This is a genomic window from Streptomyces sp. CB02923, assembly GCF_001905005.1.
In the GTDB taxonomy this organism is placed as follows: domain Bacteria; phylum Actinomycetota; class Actinomycetes; order Streptomycetales; family Streptomycetaceae; genus Streptomyces.
Genome location: NZ_LWKZ01000025.1, coordinates 237,235 through 253,675, shown reverse-complemented (window position 1 = coordinate 253,675; position 16,441 = coordinate 237,235). Strand labels below are relative to the sequence as shown.

Below are 16,441 nucleotides of genomic sequence, written 5' to 3'. Positions count from 1 at the left end.
GCGATGCGGGTTATGTCTGTAACCTCCCGACACCACATCAGGGAGCTCAGATGAGGCGCAGTGCATGGCGGCCCGGCTCCAGAATGTGCGCCGCGCTCCTTGTAGTGCTGGCCTCGCTGACGGCCCAGGCCGCAGCAGACGCCGCGCCCGTACCGGATGCCGCGGCGAGCACCGAACCACAGCCGGACCGGATTGTTCACCGGAGCGATACCTGGACCGACGCCCCTGCGGCGGACCGGGACCATTCGCGGGTTCTGCACGTCCGGCACTTTCCTCAGCAGGACCCCGCCTGGGACTGGGTGGCGGCGGCCGCCACCGTCACCGACTACTACGGCCGCCGCTACACCCAGGAGCAGCTGTGCAACATGTCCCGGCAGCCGCTGCGGAGCCCCTGCCCGAAGCGGGACGGTGACCTTCACGACGTACAGCGGATCCTGGACAACACCGGATTCCGCGGCAGCAGGCTGCTCACGCAGGGGCTCACCTTCGGTCAGCTGCGCGCGGAGCTCGACGCAGGCCGCCCGGTGCTGCTCCAGGCCGAGTCGAGAAAAGGGGCGCTGTCCCACACCATTGTCGTCCACGGCTACAACGCGAAACAGAAGTGGGTGTACTGGACCGACTCCTGGCCCTCCGCGCCGCGCTACAGCTGGGCCGACTTCGACCTGCTGAACAACAACCCGGTGTTCCGCGTGAAGGCCGCCCTGGTCCACGTCGGTCCCGGCAGGAGCGCCGACCGACAGCCGCCCGTGCGGGCGCGCCGCGCCGTCGTCCCCGTCCAGGGCAGCAACATCCGCCCGCGTTCCTCGACCGGGAGGATCCTGGACATCGACATGCAGGAGCAGGAGCGCAATCAGTGGTGCTGGGCCGCGAGCGGCGACACCGTAGCGGACTTCTGGCACAGGGCGTACACCCAGACGCAGTTCTGCAACCTTGCCTTCGGTAAGCGCCTCGACGAAAACCTGAACGACCCCAGCTGCCCGAATCTGCCCAACGATCTCGGGGCCGACTCCCGGGCGTTCAGCACCATGGGCCTCAACGGAGGCCGCACGACCTACGGTCCGATGTCGTTCGAGGAGATCAAGGAAGAGATCGACGCGGGGCGACCGGTCATCACCCGCATCGGCTGGAAGCGGGGTGGCGGCCACATCGAGGTCATCTTCGGTTACGACGAGCGCGGCCGGCAGATCTTCTGGGGCGACCCCTGGTTCACCTCCTACCGTTACAACTGGGCGCCCTTCGCTTACTACGTCGACAATGCCTCCTTCTCGTGGACCTATGCCCTCAAGGGAGTATCCGAGGGAACGTTGTCCGTTCCGGCCCTTTAGGGGGGAAAGGGCCGGTCAGGCCACCTCGGCGGGCCCGTCGAACAGCGCCGCCGACACCAGCCGCTTGGCCAGCTTCTTCTGCCGTCGCCGGTTCATGTGCGGCTTCCCGTGTGCGCGGCGGCGCGCAGTTCCGGCAGCAGGGCCGGTACGTCCGCGAACGCCGCGTCCGCCGGCTGACCGCAGACCTTCCCGGCCGTCTCCCCGGCGAAGCTGAAGATGCCGGTCAGTTCGGGGCCGCGCCGCCCCCACGCCAGCAGCGGGCTTCCGCTGTCTCCCTCGCACATGGTGGTGGGGGTGCGGCCCGCGCGACCGGCCCGCGGGTCCCGGGCGCAGAAGACGGACGTCTCGTCCACCACCGCCGGTGTCTGGGCGGCGCACTGCTGGTGGCTCCGTACGGTGAGGTCGCCGCGGCGCAGCACGTCGCCGCGTATCTCCTGGCCGGGGTGGGACGGTTCCGCCGCGGTCATGCCGTGACTGAAGATCGATACGGGGGTGCCGGGGCGCGGCCGGTGCTTCGCGACGGGGAGCGGCGCGACTCCGCTCACCGGGGAGCTGAGCCGGATCTCCGCCAAGTCGTAGGCCGCGGAGGACTTGTCGGGGTCCTGCGGGTCGGCGGGGGACGGCAGGAGTTTGTAGCGGGGGTGGAGGGTGGCGCTGCGTACGTTCCGCAGCGTGCCCGGGTCCTCGGAGAGGATCGAGGAACCGAGGTGTACTTCGAAGGCCGTCACGTCGGCCCCGGCCAGGCAGTGGGCCGCCGTGAGCACCCGGTCGGGTGCGACGAGCACGCCCCCGCACGACGCCCGCTTCAGCAGCGGGCCGTCACCCTTGACCGCCAGCGTCGCGAGCCAGGGTGCGGCCCCGGGCCGGGGTAACTCCGTACCTCCGGACATGGCTTGGGCCGGACTGGAAATGCCTACGGTGGTGACCGTGGCCACCACGGCAGTCATGACGAGCGAACCGAGCACCGCCCCCAGACGTGTACCCCGCTGCTGCTTCGATCCCATGACCCGCCCCCGCTTCCTGTCTGTTCGAATGTGGTGACAGGAGTTGAAGATAGTGCGAGGGCGGGCGGGAGTAGTCAGCTTTTGGTCGTGGCCGGAGGTCAGCCTGCGGGGTGACGGACCCTGACGCGGTCTCGGGGTGGGCCCGCACCCTCGGTAGGGGGTGGAGGTGCCGGGTCAGGCCGTGTGATGGTAGGCGGGGTAGGTGAGGTATCCGGCGTCGCCGCCCTGGTAGAAGGTGGCCTGGTCGACGGGCGCGATGGGCAGGCCCGCGCGCAGGCGTTCGACCAGGTCCGGGTTGGCGATGAAGCCGCGTCCGAAGCTGATCAGCTCGGCGCCGTTGTCCAGCCACTGCTCGGCCTCGGACAGCCCGGTCTGGCGGGGGCCGGTGGGCATGGTGGGGTTGACGATCAGGGTGCCCTGCCACGTCTTGCGCAGTTGGAGGAGTACGTCGTCGTCCGCGGTGGCCTCCAGGTGCACGTAGGCCAGGTCGAGGTGGGCCAGTTCCCGCAGCAGAGCGATGTTCAGCTCGGTGGCGTCGTTCTCCTCCACGCCCCAGATGCCGCCGCCGGGTGACAGGCGGATACCCGTACGGGCGCCGCCCACGGCCTCGACGGTGGCGGCGGTCGCCTCGACGGCGAACCGGATCCGGTTGGTGACCGAGCCGCCGTAGCAGTCATCGCGCAGATTGGCGTTGGACGACAGGAACTGGGAGATCAGGTAGCCGTTGGCGCCGTGCAGTTCGACGCCGTCGAAGCCCGCGTCGACGGCGCGGCGGGCGGCGTCCGCGTAGGAACGGGCGTGCTCCGGCACCTCCTCGGTCTCCAGGGCCCGGGGTACGGGCAGGGGCTGCGGGCCGCTCGGCGTGAAGACATCGCCCACGCCGGGTACGGCCGACGGGCCGACCGGCTGGAAGCCCGTGGTCTCGTGGTGCGATACCCGGCCGCCGTGCATGATCTGGGCGAAGATGCGGCCGCCGTTGACATGCACGGCGTCGGTCACCTGCCGCCAGGAGGCCGTCTGTTCGTCGGTGTGCAGACCGGGCGTGCCCGGGTTGGACTGGCCGACGAGGCTGGGCTGGACGCCCTCCGAAATGATCAGACCGGCCGTGGCCCGCTGCGCGTAGTAGGTCGCCATCGCGGGGGTGGCCAGACCGCCGGCGGCGGCCCTGACGCGGGTCATCGGGGCCATGACGGTCCGGTTGGGCAGGGTCAGTCCGCCGAGCTGGTAGCTGCTGAACAGGGACGGCATCCGGGTCTCCTTCGTGCGTCGCGCCCCGGACTGTCGAGGCGCAGCACTACGCTAAAATCTGACATCCATGTCAGGTTCAAGTCGGAAACGTCGCCGGTTCGTGTGACGTCGCTCACGCGAGGTGGCGACCCGGGGACCGGCGAGGAGGTGGCCGTGCGCATCGGGGAACTCGCGGCGCGTACCGGAGTCAGCGTGCGATCACTGCGCTACTACGAGGAACAGGAACTGCTCGCCAGCACCCGCAGCGCCGGCGGGCAGCGGCGTTACGCGGAGCGCGACATCGACCGCGTCCACTTCATCCAGAGCCTGTACGCGGCCAACCTGTCCAGCCGCACCATCGTCGAACTCCTGCCGTGCGCCGAGAGCCCGAGTGCGCACAACTCCGATGCGGCCCTGGAGCGGATGGGCCGCGAACGCGACAGGATCACGGCTCAGATCGAAGATCTTCAGCAGGCCCGGGACACTCTCGACGGCATGATGGATGCGTCGCGGGCCCATCGTGAGTCATTGCGGCAGGGGGCCGTCAGCAGGGCCGGCTCTTGCACCGAGGGGTTGCGGTCGCCTGCTTCCGCCGGTTCTTGAACTAGTTCTTGAACGGGTTCGCGGTGAGTGTGGAAGTGAACTGCCGGGGGTCCGCCGCGACGAAACGGTTGTAGTGGGCGATGCAGGCGAGAACGAGCAGCCGGTCCACGCGGGGATCGTGCACCTCCACCGAATAGCGGGCGCGGATGCCGGTGTGGCGGACGAACGCGAAACCCTCGGAAGCGGGCGAAGCGGGCGAGGAAAAGCGCAGGCGGTGGGAGAGAACCGCATTGGTCCGGGTCGCGTCGAAGGCCATGCGGAGGAGTGAGCCGTGGCGTACCTTGGCCCCGGCTCCTTCCGGCAGCCCGGTCAGTTCGCCCAGGCCGTGCTGGGTGAATGTCCAGGAATCGGGGCCGGTGGTGCGCTGCTTGTGGGCCACCGAACCCAGTTCGGCGCGCTCGGGTGTGAAAGCCTTGAAGTCGTTGACGTATCCGGCGATCTCCGAGAATTCCGGGCCGGTACGCACCTCATAGGGACGAAGCCCGTCATAGGCGGCGTCCCTGTGCATGCGGGCGGCCGGTTCCCGCTGCCCCTCCGCGTGCACGAGGAACGTGGTGTGCGAGCGTCCGTATTCCGCTGTGACGGTGAAGGCGTCCAGGGCGAGCGAGGAATTCATGAACGGCCACCGGCGGCGCGTCCGCCCTGGGTCCGGTCGGCCTCGTCGCTCTTCGCGACGCGGCTCAGACGGGCGATGAGGTGTTTGATGTCGTCGACCTGTGAACCGGCGTGCAACTGTTCGTAGATTTCGGCGGTCACTTCTTCCTGCCGGGTGGTCTTGTTGTCCAGCAGTTCGTCGCCGAGGCGGTCCGTCGCGTCCAACTGCTCGTCGAAGGCGGGGTCCGGGGCGGGGTCCGGGGCGTACGCGGTTTGGGGTCGGTGAGTGGGGGCGTGTGACGCCACAGGGGCCTCCGGGGGGCCGGTCGGTTGTTGCGTGGGCGGTTTATTCGGGTGGGCGTGATTTCGGTGGGCGGTGGCAGGTGGGTCGGGGATGAGCACGGGCCGCCTATGCCGGGAGGGGTACGAGCCGGTTATGCCGGGAAGAGCGCGGGCCGGTTACGCCGACGGCAGCATGCCGATACGGGCGGCGCCCGCGGTGGCGCTCCAGCCGCCGCTCTTCTCGAACTCGAAACCGCGCCGCTCCACGTCGTCGATCAGGCTGCCCACGGTCGGCATGGGCGAGTCCATGGCTTCCTGGACCTTCTCGACGCCTTCCACGATGGTTTTCACCGCTGCGCGGATCGCCTTGTAGATGCCTTCGACGATGGTGATGCCCGTGACGATCCGGCTGATGATTTTGTACATCTTGTAGAGCTTGTAGGCCGAGTAGATGCCCGCCGCCACGTCCGCCACCGGGTCTTCCGGGCCGAGCCCGACGGCTTCGATGGTGGCATCGCCCGCCGCCATCTCGGCCCCCTGCTCCACCAGCTGTTTGATCTCCTCGTTGACGAGGCGGTTGATCTCGCGCAACGCCTGGTGCACGAGGACCATGACGGCGTCGTACCCGACCTTGAACGCGGTGGCCGTCGACTTGGCGGCGTCGCCGACCCCGCCGATTCCCATCGTCCACCGGAAGAGGTACGAGTCGAACGCGGTCGCCGTCGGCCCCTTCCATTCGCCTCCGAGCGCCCAGGAGCCCTTTCGCAGGGTTCCGGCCACGGTGTAGGCGGCGTCCGCGAGGGTGTCGTAGGCACTGTGCAGGTAGAGGAGCCGGCCGTAGTCGCCGGACAGTGGCTTGATGAGCAGCTCGACCAGGCTCTGGCCGGTGAAGAACTTGAACACCTTGTCCGCCGTACGCAGTTCGCTGCCTGTGCCGAGCGCGAGGAGCTGGTGGTGAATGTTCTTCGACGTGGCTTCTTCGGCGCTGGCCGGCTCTTTGAGCGACACCGCCGCGTCGTTGAAGTTCCCGGCCCTGGCGGCGCCGGGAATTGCCCCGATGTCCGGAAAGTGGGAGATGGCGCCGGGATAGATCGTGTGCAGGTCCGACATGGCCTGCTGATCGGCCTTCGTGTAATCGGCGCTGGTGCGGTGAATCTTGTCCTCGATGACACCCATGCCGCGATGGCACTGGGCGAATTTACCGGAATAGAAGTGGGCGGCCGAGGGGACCGCCAGGCGCAGCGGCAGCAACAGGCCGTCGAGCCCGTCGACGTCGGCGCAGTGCGTACTGCTGTAGTGGTCGATGTCGCCGAGGTGGTCGGCCTGCTTGGCCGTGAGGCTCGCGTAACTGTGGAAGTCACCCTGCGGAGGCGCCTGGAACCCTGACACTGCTGTTCCCCGTCTCGGGGCGTCGCGCGTCCGCCGCTCGTGTGCTGCGTGGCTGTGCGCGCACGGCTGCGACTGCTGCGATGGACGTGGACGCCGCCTTGTTCGTCCCGTGAATTGATTCTCCGATGACGTTAGGCGGCCCGCGTCGCACTTGCCCCATGGGAACTTCATAGCAGTGCATATGCAGCATCAAGAGTTGTTATTCTGCTCTTTTGCCTGGTGTTTAGGGCGTGCGCGTGCGCCTTTTTATGGCTGGTTGCCCGCGCCGCCCCGTGGTCAGCGCCATTCCACTTCCGCGTCCCGCGTTTCGATGTGCATCCCCGGCAGTACGCGCCAGGCGGCCACGCACACGCGCCACGTGGCCGTGCGACGGGTGCCGCCGGTGATGGGGGTGGGGAGGGGGTGGGTGGAGGTTCTGGTGGCCCAGTCGATGCCCAGGGCGCCGATGATGTGGGTGCTGAAGGTGACGGTGCCCGAAGTCACGGGCCGATCGCCGGTGTTGTGCAGGTTCAGGGAAACGTTTTCGCACCATCGGACGTCGGTGCCGGTGCGTTTGAGGGGGCCGGTGGTGAGGTGGGGTGGGGTGTTGGGCTTCGGGGGGTTGGGCTTGGGGACGTTGGGCCTGGGGGTGGGGGATGGGGTGGGGGTGTGGGGTCTTGCGGGGGGTTGAGCAGGGGGGCGTACGGGAGTTCCATCGGAAGAGGTGCCGGCCGGGGAAGCGGTGCCGTGTTGTCCTTGGCGGGCGGGCCCGGAGCCGGACGTGCCGGATGCGCCGGACGTGCTGGCTGCGCCCGGCGTGCCGGGCGTGCCGGATGTGTCGGACGAACCGATGGGCGTCGGCGGCGGGGAGTTGCGAGGAGCTGCGTCGCTGCCCGTGGCGGGGGAGCCGGTGCCGTCCAGGGGCGTGAGGGTGATGCCGTCCTGGGGTGGTACCGGTCGCGTCGGGGGCCGGCCGTCCGCAGGTCCGGCGGCGCCCACCGCTGCGTAACCACGGCCGCCGTCGCTGCCGCAGGCGCAGAGGAGCGTGGCGAGGCACAGGGCGGTGGCGGTTGGGAGGAGGGCGCGCGAGGGCAGGGAGCGAGTCGTCCGTCGCATCGGGCCAGTGTTACTGACGGCGCGTCAGTTGCATAGGCCCGGTACGGCAGGGCGTCGGCCTGAACGGGACAGTCGGCCTGTACGGGGGCAGTCGGCCTGTACGGGGACGGTCGGCCTGTACGGGGTCACGGGCGGCCGGCCATGGTCGGCCGGAGACCGTCGCGAGGGTGCGGGCCGCCCCGGGTCAGTCCGAGATCAGACCCTCGCGCAGCGTCGACAGGGTCCGGGTCAGCAGCCGCGAGACGTGCATCTGGGAGATGCCGACCTCTTCGCCGATCTGGGACTGTGTCATGTTGGCGAAGAACCGCAGCATGATGATCTGGCGCTCCCGCGGCGGGAGTTTGGCCAGCAGCGGCTTGAGGGACTCGCGGTACTCGACGCCTTCCAGCGCGCTGTCCTCGTAGCCGAGGCGGTCCGCGAGGGAGCCCTCGCCGCCGTCGTCCTCGGGGGAGGGGGAGTCGAGGGAGGAGGCGGTGTAGGCGTTGCCCACCGCCAGGCCGTCGACGACGTCCTCCTCGGATACGCCGAGGCACTGCGCCAGTTCGGTGACGGTCGGGGAGCGGTCCAGCTTCTGGGCGAGTTCGTCGCTGGCCTTGGTCAGGGCCAGGCGCAGCTCCTGGAGGCGGCGCGGAACGCGGACCGACCACGAGGTGTCGCGGAAGAACCGCTTGATCTCGCCGACCACCGTCGGCATCGCGAACGTCGGGAATTCGACGCCGCGTTCGCAATCGAAACGGTCGATGGCCTTGATCAGACCGATCGTGCCGACCTGGACGATGTCCTCCATCGGCTCGTTGCGACTGCGGAAACGTGCCGCCGCGTAGCGCACCAGCGGCAGGTTCAGTTCGATGAGGGTGTCGCGTACGTACGTGCGCTCCGGGCTGTCCTTGTCGAGCGTGGCCAGCCGCAGGAAGAGGGAGCGGGAGAGCGTACGGGTGTTGAGAGCGTCGTCGTCGTGCACATGTGGTGCCGGCGCGGGAATCGCGGGAAGCACCTTCGAGCTGCCCAGTTCTACGGACATGCCACCCCCTTGAGGTCGCGGTCGGGTCGCTGCGGCGCCCTCGGTCCGCGGCGGAACCGAGAACTTATGCCTCCACCTGAATACCGGAGGCGACGCCACGGCAAACGCGGTTCCTGCAGAATGTCACATGTCGGCAACACGCTGTAGCGCCAAGTCGACATATCCGTGCAGGAGCGGGTCGCCCGTCCCGGTTAGGCTTCGATCCTGTTTGCGGACCGCAGTCGTGCGAAGCTCCGCGACAGTAGCCGCGACACGTGCATCTGCGACACCCCCAGCTCGGCACTGATCTGTGATTGCGTCAAGTTGCTGTAGTAACGGAGGAGGAGGATGCGCTGTTCGCGCTCCGGGAGCTGTACGAGCAGGTGCCGGACGAGGTCCCGGTGCTCGACCCCGGCCAGCTCCGGATCCTCGTACCCGAGGCGGTCCAGCAGGCCCGGCAGGCCGTCGCCCTCCTGCGCGGCCTCCAGGGAGGTCGCGTGGTACGAGCGGCCCGCCTCCAGGCAGGCCAGCACCTCGTCCTCGCCGATCTTGAGCCGCTCGGCGATCTCCGCGGTGGTCGGTGAGCGCCCGTGCAGCACGGTGAGGTCCTCCGTGGCGCCGTTGACCTGCACCCACAGCTCGTGGAGGCGGCGCGGTACGTGGACGGTGCGCACGTTGTCCCGGAAGTAGCGCTTGATCTCGCCGACCACGGTCGGCATCGCGAAGGTGGGGAACTGGACCCCGCGGCCGGGGTCGAAGCGGTCGATGGCGTTGATCAGACCGATCGTGCCGACCTGGACGACGTCCTCCATCGGTTCGTTACGGCTGCGGAAACGTGCCGCCGCGTACCGCACCAGCGGCAGGTTGGCCTCGATCAGGGCGGCGCGCACCCGGGTGTGCTCGGGCGTGCCCGGCTCCAGGCTCGTGAGCTCGGCGAACAGCACCTGCGTGAGTGCCCGCGTGTCCGCGCTCCTGCTCTCGCGGGATGGCGCCTTGGGCGCAGTTCGGGCCGTCACGGGCACGCCACCCTTCTCAGTGCATTCATCCGGCAAAAGCGGTCATAGCATCACAACACATGTGCACCGTGTGCAAGCACCGCATAACGCCGTGTTGTTCGATGAGTTGATCACCGGGTCGACGGCATGGCCGAACGGGGAGCGAACGGGCGAGCGGGCCGGGGGCGGATCGGCGAGCGGATCGGGAAGTCGAACGCGAGGTCGAATATAGAGTCGAACGTGGGGTCGGACGTGGCGCCGGGCGTGGGGCCGAACGTGGCGCCGGACCCGTACGAAAAAGCCCCTCGCCCGCGAGGCGGGGCGAGGGGCGTGCGCGCGGCCGGGGCCGCGGCTCAGAACTCGTAGTCGGCGATCACCCAGGTGGCGAACTCGCGCCACTGTCCGGCGGCGGCCTGATGGGCCGGGTGTTCGATATAGCGCTTGAGGGCGTCGGTGTCGGCCACGGCGGAGTTCACGGCGAAGTCGTACGCGATCGGCCGGTCCGTGATGTTCCAGGCGCACTCCCAGAACTCCAGCTCGGGAATCTGGTCGGCCAGCTCCCGGAACGCCTTGGCGCCGGCCACGACGCGCGGCTCGTCACGCTCGACGCCGTCGTTGAGCTTGAAAAGAACCAGGTGGCGTATCACTGGACGGTCCTCCGTACGGTCGGCCCGCGGCCGTCCCGCGCCATGCGTCCCGCTCCGTACCCGCGTACGGCCGGCGCGTCCTACGAGACCAGCTGGGTCATGAACTCGCCGACACCGTGGGCGGCCGACGAAATGCCCTCGAACCCTATCTGCACGAGATCGGCGGCGCGCGCCGGGGACGTGATGATCGTGTACAGGATGAAGACGACGACCACGTACAGCGCGATCTTCTTCGCTTGCGCCATCTGACTGTCCCCGTCTCCCCTACGGCAGCTCTGCCCGCCCTTCCCCGTGCAGACCGGCTGAGTGTAACCACTTCCGTATCAGGGAGTGGAGTCGGCGGAGAGGCCGGTGGCACGGGGGACGGGCCGACCGGGGCCCGTCGGACGCGCAGGCCGGACGGCATGGCACTACACGCACTGACCGGGACTTTAAGGACCAAAGGCCCCTGGAGGCAGGTCTTTTGCCGACCGGCCGCGCCGGGCGCGCGGAGCAGGATGGTGGTGTGCCCGGCGGATCTGGCAGGAATGCGCGGGGCACCGGATCCGTGCCTCACTGCGGGGTCCACGCCGCCGGCTTCCCCCTGATTGCGGCGCGGACTTTGGGGCCCGGTCCACCTTCGGGGGAAACGGCTTGTCCCCCCGATGCCGTTTCCCCCGACCGCACCACGGAGCCCCGGCTCCGGGCCTTCGGGCTCGGCGCCGGGGCTCCGCTCGTACGGAAGCGTCCGTACGGAAGCGCCCGGTGCCGGTGCGGACGGAGCCCCGGCGCCCGTACGGACGGAGAGCCTTGGTGTCCGTGCGGACGGAACCCCGGCGGACCGTACGGAAGCGCCCGGTGTCCGGGTGGAAGGACCCGGTATCCGTACAGATGAGCCCGGTATTCGTACGGAAGCGACCGCCGCCCGGCGCCTAGACTGGGACCTTTCGGGGGCACGGGCCCGTCCGCGGGCGGCCCTGGGCGGATGGAGAGCGGCTGTGACGAGTGGCGTCGAGGACGTGGCGGATCCGTCGGCCGAGGTGCTGACGGAGGCCGCGGCGACGTTCGGTCTGCTGGCGTCGCCCGCGCGTCTGCACATCGTCTGGGTGCTGGCGGGCGGCGAGTGCGATGTCAGCGGGCTGGCGGAGCGGGTGGGCGGAGCGCTGCCCGCGGTCAGCCAGCACCTGGCGAAGCTGAAGCTGGCGGGGCTGGTGCGGTCGCGGCGCGAGGGCCGCCGCGTGGTGTACCTGGTGGACGACCCCGACGTGGTGTCGATGGTGCGGTGGCTGGTGGGGCAGCTGACCGACCGGACGGGCCGGTCCGACGGCCCGGCGGTTCCGGGACGCGTCCGTGGCCTGGGCGCCTGAGAGGGCCGTGGGCCCCGCCGCCACGCGTACGGAGCGGGAGGCGGAGCCGGGCACGCACCCCGTACCACCGGCCGTACGGGCGGACAGCGGCGCCGGGCTGCGGGACGCCCCCGGGCTCACGGCACTGGAAACCCTGCGGATCCTGGAGAGCGGCCCGCGCGGCCTGACCGAGGCGCAGGCCGAGGAGCGGCTGCTGCGGTACGGCGACAACGCGGTGCCCGAGCGGCGGCCGGCCGGCCGGTCGTGGCGCTTCGTCCGCAGCCTGCGCGACCCGTTCACGACCGTCCTGCTGTGTCTGGCCCTGGTCTCGGCCGCCGTCGCCTCCTGGGGGACGGCGTGTGTGATCGCGGTGCTGGTGGTGGTCAGCGCGGTGCTGCGGTCGAGCGGCGAGCACCGGGCGGAGCGGTCCACGGCGGCGCTGCGCGAGCTGATCGCCACGACGGCGACGGTGCAGCGGAGGGCGGGGGGCGGTGCGGCTGGTGCCGTCGGTGCGACCGGTACTCCTGGTGCGACCGTACGTTCGGTGAGGTCATCGGGTGCTTCGCCGCGCGCTGCATTCGGTGCTTCATCCGGCGCCTCGCCGGGCGTTTCCAAGGACGTGACCGCCCGGGAGATCCCGGTCGATCAGCTGGTGCCGGGCGATGTGATCCGGCTCGGACCGGGCGACCTGATACCCGCGGACCTGCGGCTGCTGCGCGCGAGCGGGCTGACGGTGCGCCAGGCCCCGCTGACGGGCGAGTCGGCTCCGGTGCCGAAGTACCCGGTGGATCATCCAGCGGATCACCCGGTGAAGTACTCGGCGGAGTACCCGTCGGAGACGCCGGAGGGCGGAGCGGACCGTACCGCAGTCCGTACCGCAGTCCGTACCGCAGTCCGTACGGCTGCCCCCGCCACGGGCCTCTTCGACCGTCCCGAGCTGTGTTTCCAGGGCAGCAGCGTCGCGTCCGGCAGTGCGACCGCGGTGGTGGTGGCGACCGGCACGGACACCCTCTTCGCCGGTACCTACCGGCGGTCGTCCCGAACGGGTACGGGCGCCGGGGCCGGCGCGCGCGGCGCAGGGCGTACGCGCCGCACGAGCGCCTTCGACCGTTCGGTGAACGGCATCTCCTGGACCCTCATCCGCTTCATGCTGCTCACCCCGCCCCTGGTGCTGATGGCCAACGCCGCGCTGCGCGGCCGCGGCCTGGAGACGCTGCCGTTCGCCGTCGCGGTGGCGGTCGGGCTCACCCCCGAGATGCTGCCGGTGATCGTCACCACCGCGCTCGCCCGGGGCGCGGCGCTGCTCGCCCGCGGCGGCGAGGTGATCGTCAAGCGGCTGCCCGCGCTGCACGACCTCGGCGCGATCGACGTGCTGTGCACGGACAAGACCGGCACCCTCACCCAGGACCGGCCGGTCCTGGACTGCTCGCTCGGCCCCGACGGGCGGCCCGCGCCCGAACCGCTGCACTGGGCCGCCGTCAACAGCCTGTGGACACTCCAGCTCGCCGAGCTGCCCACGCCGGACGCCCTCGACGAGGCGGTCCTGGAGGCGGCCGAGGACGACTTCGACGAGCTGCTCGCGTACGAGGGCATCGCCGCCCTCCCCTTCGACCCGGTACGCCGTACGTCGTGCGCGGTGGTCCGTACGGACGCGGCCGCGGCGGCCGGTCCCCGGCTCGGCACGCACACGCTGGTGGTCAAGGGCGCGCCCGAGGACGTACTGGAGCGCTGCGCCCGTACCCGTACCGGAGGGCGGGACACGGAGCTGGACGGCGCGGCGCGCGACCGCCTCGCCCGGCTCATCGCGGACCGCACGGCGGACGGGCTGCGGCTGCTGGCCGTCGCGGTCGCCGAGCGGCCCGCCAGGGTCGGCCGCCCGTACACACCGGCGGACGAGCGCGGCCTGACCCTCGTCGGCTTCGTCGCCCTGCGCGACGCGCTCGCCCCGACCGCCGCGGAGGCCTGCGCGGGCCTCGCGCGGCGCGGCGTCGCCGTCAAGGTCCTCACCGGCGACCACCCGGGCACCGTCACCCACGTCTGCCGCGAACTCGGCCTCGACACCGGCCCCGGCGCGGTGGTCACCGCCGACCGGATCGACGGCCTCACGGACGCGGAACTCGCACGGCTCGCCGACCGCACGACCGCGTTCGCCCGCTGCACACCGGAGCACAAGGCGCGGATCGTGGGGGCGCTGCGGGCGGGCGACGGTACGGGGAAGGGGCGCGCGGCCCGACAGGCCGCGGCGCGTACGGACCGGGACACCTCGGCCCCGCCCCGTACGGACCCGGCCGCCCCGGCCCCGCCCCGTACCGTCGGCTTCCTCGGTGACGGCGTCAACGATCTCCCCGCGCTGCACGCCTGCGACGTGGGCATCGCCCCGCGCGACGCCGTCGACGTGACCCGCGAGGCGGCCGACGTCGTCCTCGCCTCGAAGGACCTCAGCGCCATCGACGGCGCGATCGTCGCGGGCCGCCGCAGCAGCGCCAACATCGCCACGTACCTGCGCATCACCCTCTCCTCCAACCTCGGCAACGTCATCGCGATGCTCGGCGCCGGACTGCTCCTGCCCTTCCTGCCGATGCTCCCGGCCCAGGTCCTCGTGCAGAACCTGTGCTTCGACGCGGTCCAGCTCGCGTTCGCCTTCGACCGGCCGGGCCCGGCCGCGCTGCGCCGGCCCGCGGTCCTGCGCCCCGCCGACCTGCTCCGCTACATCACCGGCTTCGGCCTGCTCAACGCGGCGGCCGACCTGGCCACGTTCGGCGTGCTGGTGCTCGCGGTGCACGGCTCCGGCAACCCGGGCGGCCAGGACGCGTTCCACGCCGGGTGGTTCACGGAGAACCTGCTGACGCAGGCGCTGGTGATGTACCTGCTGCGTACCGGGCGCCGCTCGGCGGAAGGCCGGGCACCCGGCCCGATCCGGGCCGCGGTGTGCGCGCTCGCCGTCATCGGGCTGCTGCTGCCGGTGTCGCCGCTGGGCCCGCTGCTGGGGATGGCGGCGCTGCCTCCCCTTTACTACGGGCTGCTGGCGGCGGTGCTGCTGCTGTACGGGGCCGGGCTGGCGTGGGCCAAGGGGCGGTACGACCGGAACGCGGCCGCCGAGGGTGCGGCCGCCGAGGGTGCGGCCGCCGAAGCCGGTCCTTCTGGACCCGGCTCCGGCCCCGGCCCCGGCTCCGGCCCGTCGCCTCAGCCGTAGGACAGGTCCGAGCAGATGCTGTCATCGGCCGAGCGCGCCTTGTCGGCAATTCCCGACGACCCCGATGATCCGGACGACCCGGAAGAACCGGATGACCCGGACGAGGAGCCCGTACCGGGGGTGGGCGAGGCCGGGGTCTCCAGGGCCGGATCGGATGCGTACGAGGCGCCCAGGACGACGTTGACGCCCGAGGTGGCCGTCGGCACCAGCTGAGCGCCGCGGAAGTGCGCGGCGACGGTCTTGGCCTCGGCCTCCTTGCCCGCGCCGTACTCGACGGTGGTGGTCGTGTGGTCCTGGGTCCGTGCCGTCTCCATGCCGGTGACGCTGAAGCCCGCGGACTTGAGCTGGTCGGCGGCGCGGGCGGCGAGGCCGGTCGCGGTGGTGCCGTTGTAAACGGCGACGCTGATGCCTGTACCTGTACCCGCGCCCGTACCCGAACCCGCGCCCGTTCCGGAAGACGAGCCCGGAGAAGCCGACCCGCCCTTGTCCCCGTCCCCGCCACCGGCGGAATCCGGCCCGCCCGCGTTCTTCCCGTCCAGGGTGCGGTCGGCCTTGATGTCGGCCCAGAGCGAGTCCGCCGCCGGGTGCACGATCGCGACCCGGTTGCCCTGGTAGCGCCAGGGCACCGTGACGAACTTGGTGTTGTGCAGGTCGATGTCCTTGAGCGACATCGCGAAGGAGAGCAGCTTGTCGGCCGAGTCCAGGCCCGGGTCGACGGTCATGGAACGGGTGGCGGCGTTGGCCAGCGGCAGCAGAGTGGTCGGGTTGAAGCCCTGGTCCTTGACCTTCTTGATGAGCGAGCCGACGAACGCCTGTTGGCGCTGGATGCGGCCGATGTCCGAGTTGTCGCCGATGCCGTGCCGGATACGTACGTAGTCGAGTGCCTGCTGCCCCGCGACGGTCTGCTTGCCCTTGGCGAAGATCTGCTTGCCGCGGGAGTGGCGGTTCGGGTTCAGGTCGCCCTCGTAGATGTCCTTGGGCAGACAGACCGGTACGCCGCCGATCGCGGAGGTCATCGCCGAGAAGCCCGCGAAGTCGACGACCACGGTGTGGTCGACGCGTACGCCGGCCAGCTTCTCCACCGTGTTCTGGGTGCAGGCCGGGTTGCCCTGGGGGCTCTCGCCGACCGAGAACGCCGCGTTGAACATGGCGTTGTGCTGCGGCGCCGTCCACTTGCCGCTCGGCAGCCGGCACGAGGGTATTTCCACCAGGGTGTCGCGGGGTATGGAGACCGCGACCGCGTGCTTGCTGTCGCCGTATATGTGCAGCAGGAAGGCGGTGTCCGAGCGGCCCACGTCGCCCTCGCCGCCACCCAGCGAGCTGTTCTCGCCGGACCGCGAGTCGGAGCCGATGACCAGGACGTTCTGGCCGCCGGCGCCCTCGGCGGGACGCTGCGGGCTGACGCCTTCGGCGCCGAAGGTGGTGATGTTGCCGTTGAGCTTGAAGTAGAACCAGCCCGCGCCCGCGGTGATCAGTACGAGCAGCGATACGGCGATGATCCCCACCGTACGCAGGGGCCGCCGCCTGCCGCGGACGGTCCGGCCGTCCGCGTCGCCGCGGCCGCCCCTCCTGCGCCGTCCGGGGCTTCCGGCCACCGCCTTGTGGCTGCTTGCTGTCATGTGTGCACCTCACCCGCGTGGCTTTGTGCCGAGGAAGACGGAAGATCCGGCCCGTTGGTTGTACAGTTGCGCAATGTAGCAAGTTATAAAGCGGACAAGCTGTCGAGTCGGTACGGGCCGGCGGTGTCCGGGGGCCTCCGAGG

The 16,441-nt window shown here is 70.5% G+C and carries 15 protein-coding genes; 4 read left to right on the top strand and 11 right to left on the bottom strand.

All coding sequences use genetic code 11. The annotated features are described in order from the left end of the window. Positions 1–50 precede the first annotated feature (50 nt). The gene (locus tag A6A06_RS29250) at positions 51–1,325 is read left to right on the top strand and encodes a papain-like cysteine protease family protein (RefSeq protein WP_079194434.1); all 1,275 of its coding nucleotides are present in this window, start codon (positions 51–53) and stop codon (positions 1,323–1,325) included. A gap of 92 nt (positions 1,326–1,417) precedes the next feature. Here A6A06_RS29250 and A6A06_RS29245 read toward each other — a convergent pair whose 3' ends face one another. Both A6A06_RS29245 and A6A06_RS29240 read right to left on the bottom strand, forming a co-directional pair. Continuing rightward, positions 1,418–2,329, bottom strand: a complete 912-nt coding sequence (locus A6A06_RS29245; RefSeq protein WP_242441008.1) for a S1 family peptidase — start codon at positions 2,327–2,329, stop codon at positions 1,418–1,420. A gap of 174 nt (positions 2,330–2,503) precedes the next feature. Beyond that, the gene (locus A6A06_RS29240; protein ID WP_073765092.1) at positions 2,504–3,577 is read right to left on the bottom strand and encodes an alkene reductase; all 1,074 of its coding nucleotides are present in this window, start codon (positions 3,575–3,577) and stop codon (positions 2,504–2,506) included. 153 nt (positions 3,578–3,730) lie between these two features. On the opposite strand from A6A06_RS29240, the gene A6A06_RS29235 reads away from it, so the two are divergent. After that, on the top strand, positions 3,731–4,159 hold the full coding sequence (locus A6A06_RS29235) for a MerR family transcriptional regulator (protein ID WP_073765090.1): 429 nt from the start codon (positions 3,731–3,733) through the stop codon (positions 4,157–4,159). Position 4,160: 1 nt separating this feature from the next. Here A6A06_RS29235 and A6A06_RS29230 read toward each other — a convergent pair whose 3' ends face one another. The 8 genes from A6A06_RS29230 to A6A06_RS42195 all read right to left on the bottom strand — a co-directional run bounded on the left by A6A06_RS29230 (position 4,161) and on the right by A6A06_RS42195 (position 10,406). Further along, positions 4,161–4,775: a hypothetical protein gene (locus A6A06_RS29230; protein WP_073765088.1), complete on the bottom strand. Its 615-nt coding sequence runs from the start codon at positions 4,773–4,775 to the stop codon at positions 4,161–4,163. Continuing rightward, complete coding sequence (locus A6A06_RS29225) at positions 4,772–5,059, bottom strand: hypothetical protein (protein ID WP_073765086.1); 288 nt, start codon at positions 5,057–5,059, stop codon at positions 4,772–4,774. Before A6A06_RS29225 ends, A6A06_RS29230 begins: the two co-directional genes overlap by 4 nt. 153 nt (positions 5,060–5,212) lie before the next feature. Next, positions 5,213–6,424, bottom strand: a complete 1,212-nt coding sequence (locus tag A6A06_RS29220; protein WP_073765084.1) for a hypothetical protein — start codon at positions 6,422–6,424, stop codon at positions 5,213–5,215. Positions 6,425–6,700: 276 nt separating this feature from the next. After that, the gene (locus A6A06_RS43120) at positions 6,701–6,907 is read right to left on the bottom strand and encodes a hypothetical protein (protein ID WP_242441007.1); all 207 of its coding nucleotides are present in this window, start codon (positions 6,905–6,907) and stop codon (positions 6,701–6,703) included. A 796-nt stretch (positions 6,908–7,703) separates the two neighbouring features. Further along, positions 7,704–8,540 carry an RNA polymerase sigma factor SigF gene (locus A6A06_RS29210; RefSeq protein ID WP_073765080.1) on the bottom strand — a complete coding sequence of 279 codons (837 nt, stop codon included), beginning with the start codon at positions 8,538–8,540 and terminating at the stop codon, positions 7,704–7,706. Between the two features lie 191 nt (positions 8,541–8,731). Further along, on the bottom strand, positions 8,732–9,541 hold the full coding sequence (locus A6A06_RS29205) for an RNA polymerase sigma factor SigF (protein WP_073765078.1): 810 nt from the start codon (positions 9,539–9,541) through the stop codon (positions 8,732–8,734). Positions 9,542–9,867: 326 nt separating this feature from the next. Next, on the bottom strand, positions 9,868–10,161 hold the full coding sequence (locus A6A06_RS29200; protein WP_073765076.1) for a Dabb family protein: 294 nt from the start codon (positions 10,159–10,161) through the stop codon (positions 9,868–9,870). Between the two features lie 80 nt (positions 10,162–10,241). Further along, on the bottom strand, positions 10,242–10,406 hold the full coding sequence (locus A6A06_RS42195) for a hypothetical protein (RefSeq protein WP_199931251.1): 165 nt from the start codon (positions 10,404–10,406) through the stop codon (positions 10,242–10,244). A 732-nt stretch (positions 10,407–11,138) separates the two neighbouring features. On the opposite strand from A6A06_RS42195, the gene A6A06_RS29195 reads away from it, so the two are divergent. Together A6A06_RS29195 and A6A06_RS29190 are read left to right on the top strand one after the other, a co-directional pair. Next, on the top strand, positions 11,139–11,507 hold the full coding sequence (locus A6A06_RS29195) for an ArsR/SmtB family transcription factor (protein ID WP_030017600.1): 369 nt from the start codon (positions 11,139–11,141) through the stop codon (positions 11,505–11,507). Continuing rightward, positions 11,491–14,679: a P-type ATPase gene (locus A6A06_RS29190; RefSeq protein ID WP_443333799.1), complete on the top strand. Its 3,189-nt coding sequence runs from the start codon at positions 11,491–11,493 to the stop codon at positions 14,677–14,679. The genes A6A06_RS29195 and A6A06_RS29190 overlap by 17 nt, the downstream gene beginning before the upstream one ends. Here the strand turns inward: A6A06_RS29190 and A6A06_RS29185 are convergent. Beyond that, the gene (locus tag A6A06_RS29185) at positions 14,670–16,298 is read right to left on the bottom strand and encodes an LCP family protein (protein WP_073765072.1); all 1,629 of its coding nucleotides are present in this window, start codon (positions 16,296–16,298) and stop codon (positions 14,670–14,672) included. The genes A6A06_RS29190 and A6A06_RS29185 overlap by 10 nt on opposite strands. Positions 16,299–16,441: the final 143 nt, after the last annotated feature.

What these genes read in the sequence shown, in the direction of transcription:
- A6A06_RS29240 (WP_073765092.1), bottom strand. Translation starts at nt 3,577, where the DNA reads ATGCCGTCCCTGTTCAGCAGCTACCAGCTCGGCGGACTGACCCTGCCC.
- A6A06_RS29250 (WP_079194434.1), top strand. Translation starts at nt 51, where the DNA reads ATGAGGCGCAGTGCATGGCGGCCCGGCTCCAGAATGTGCGCCGCGCTC.
- A6A06_RS29185 (WP_073765072.1), bottom strand. Translation starts at nt 16,298, where the DNA reads ATGACAGCAAGCAGCCACAAGGCGGTGGCCGGAAGCCCCGGACGGCGC.
- A6A06_RS29230 (WP_073765088.1), bottom strand. Translation starts at nt 4,775, where the DNA reads ATGAATTCCTCGCTCGCCCTGGACGCCTTCACCGTCACAGCGGAATAC.
- A6A06_RS42195 (WP_199931251.1), bottom strand. Translation starts at nt 10,406, where the DNA reads ATGGCGCAAGCGAAGAAGATCGCGCTGTACGTGGTCGTCGTCTTCATC.
- A6A06_RS29210 (WP_073765080.1), bottom strand. Translation starts at nt 8,540, where the DNA reads ATGTCCGTAGAACTGGGCAGCTCGAAGGTGCTTCCCGCGATTCCCGCG.
- A6A06_RS29245 (WP_242441008.1), bottom strand. Translation starts at nt 2,329, where the DNA reads ATGGGATCGAAGCAGCAGCGGGGTACACGTCTGGGGGCGGTGCTCGGT.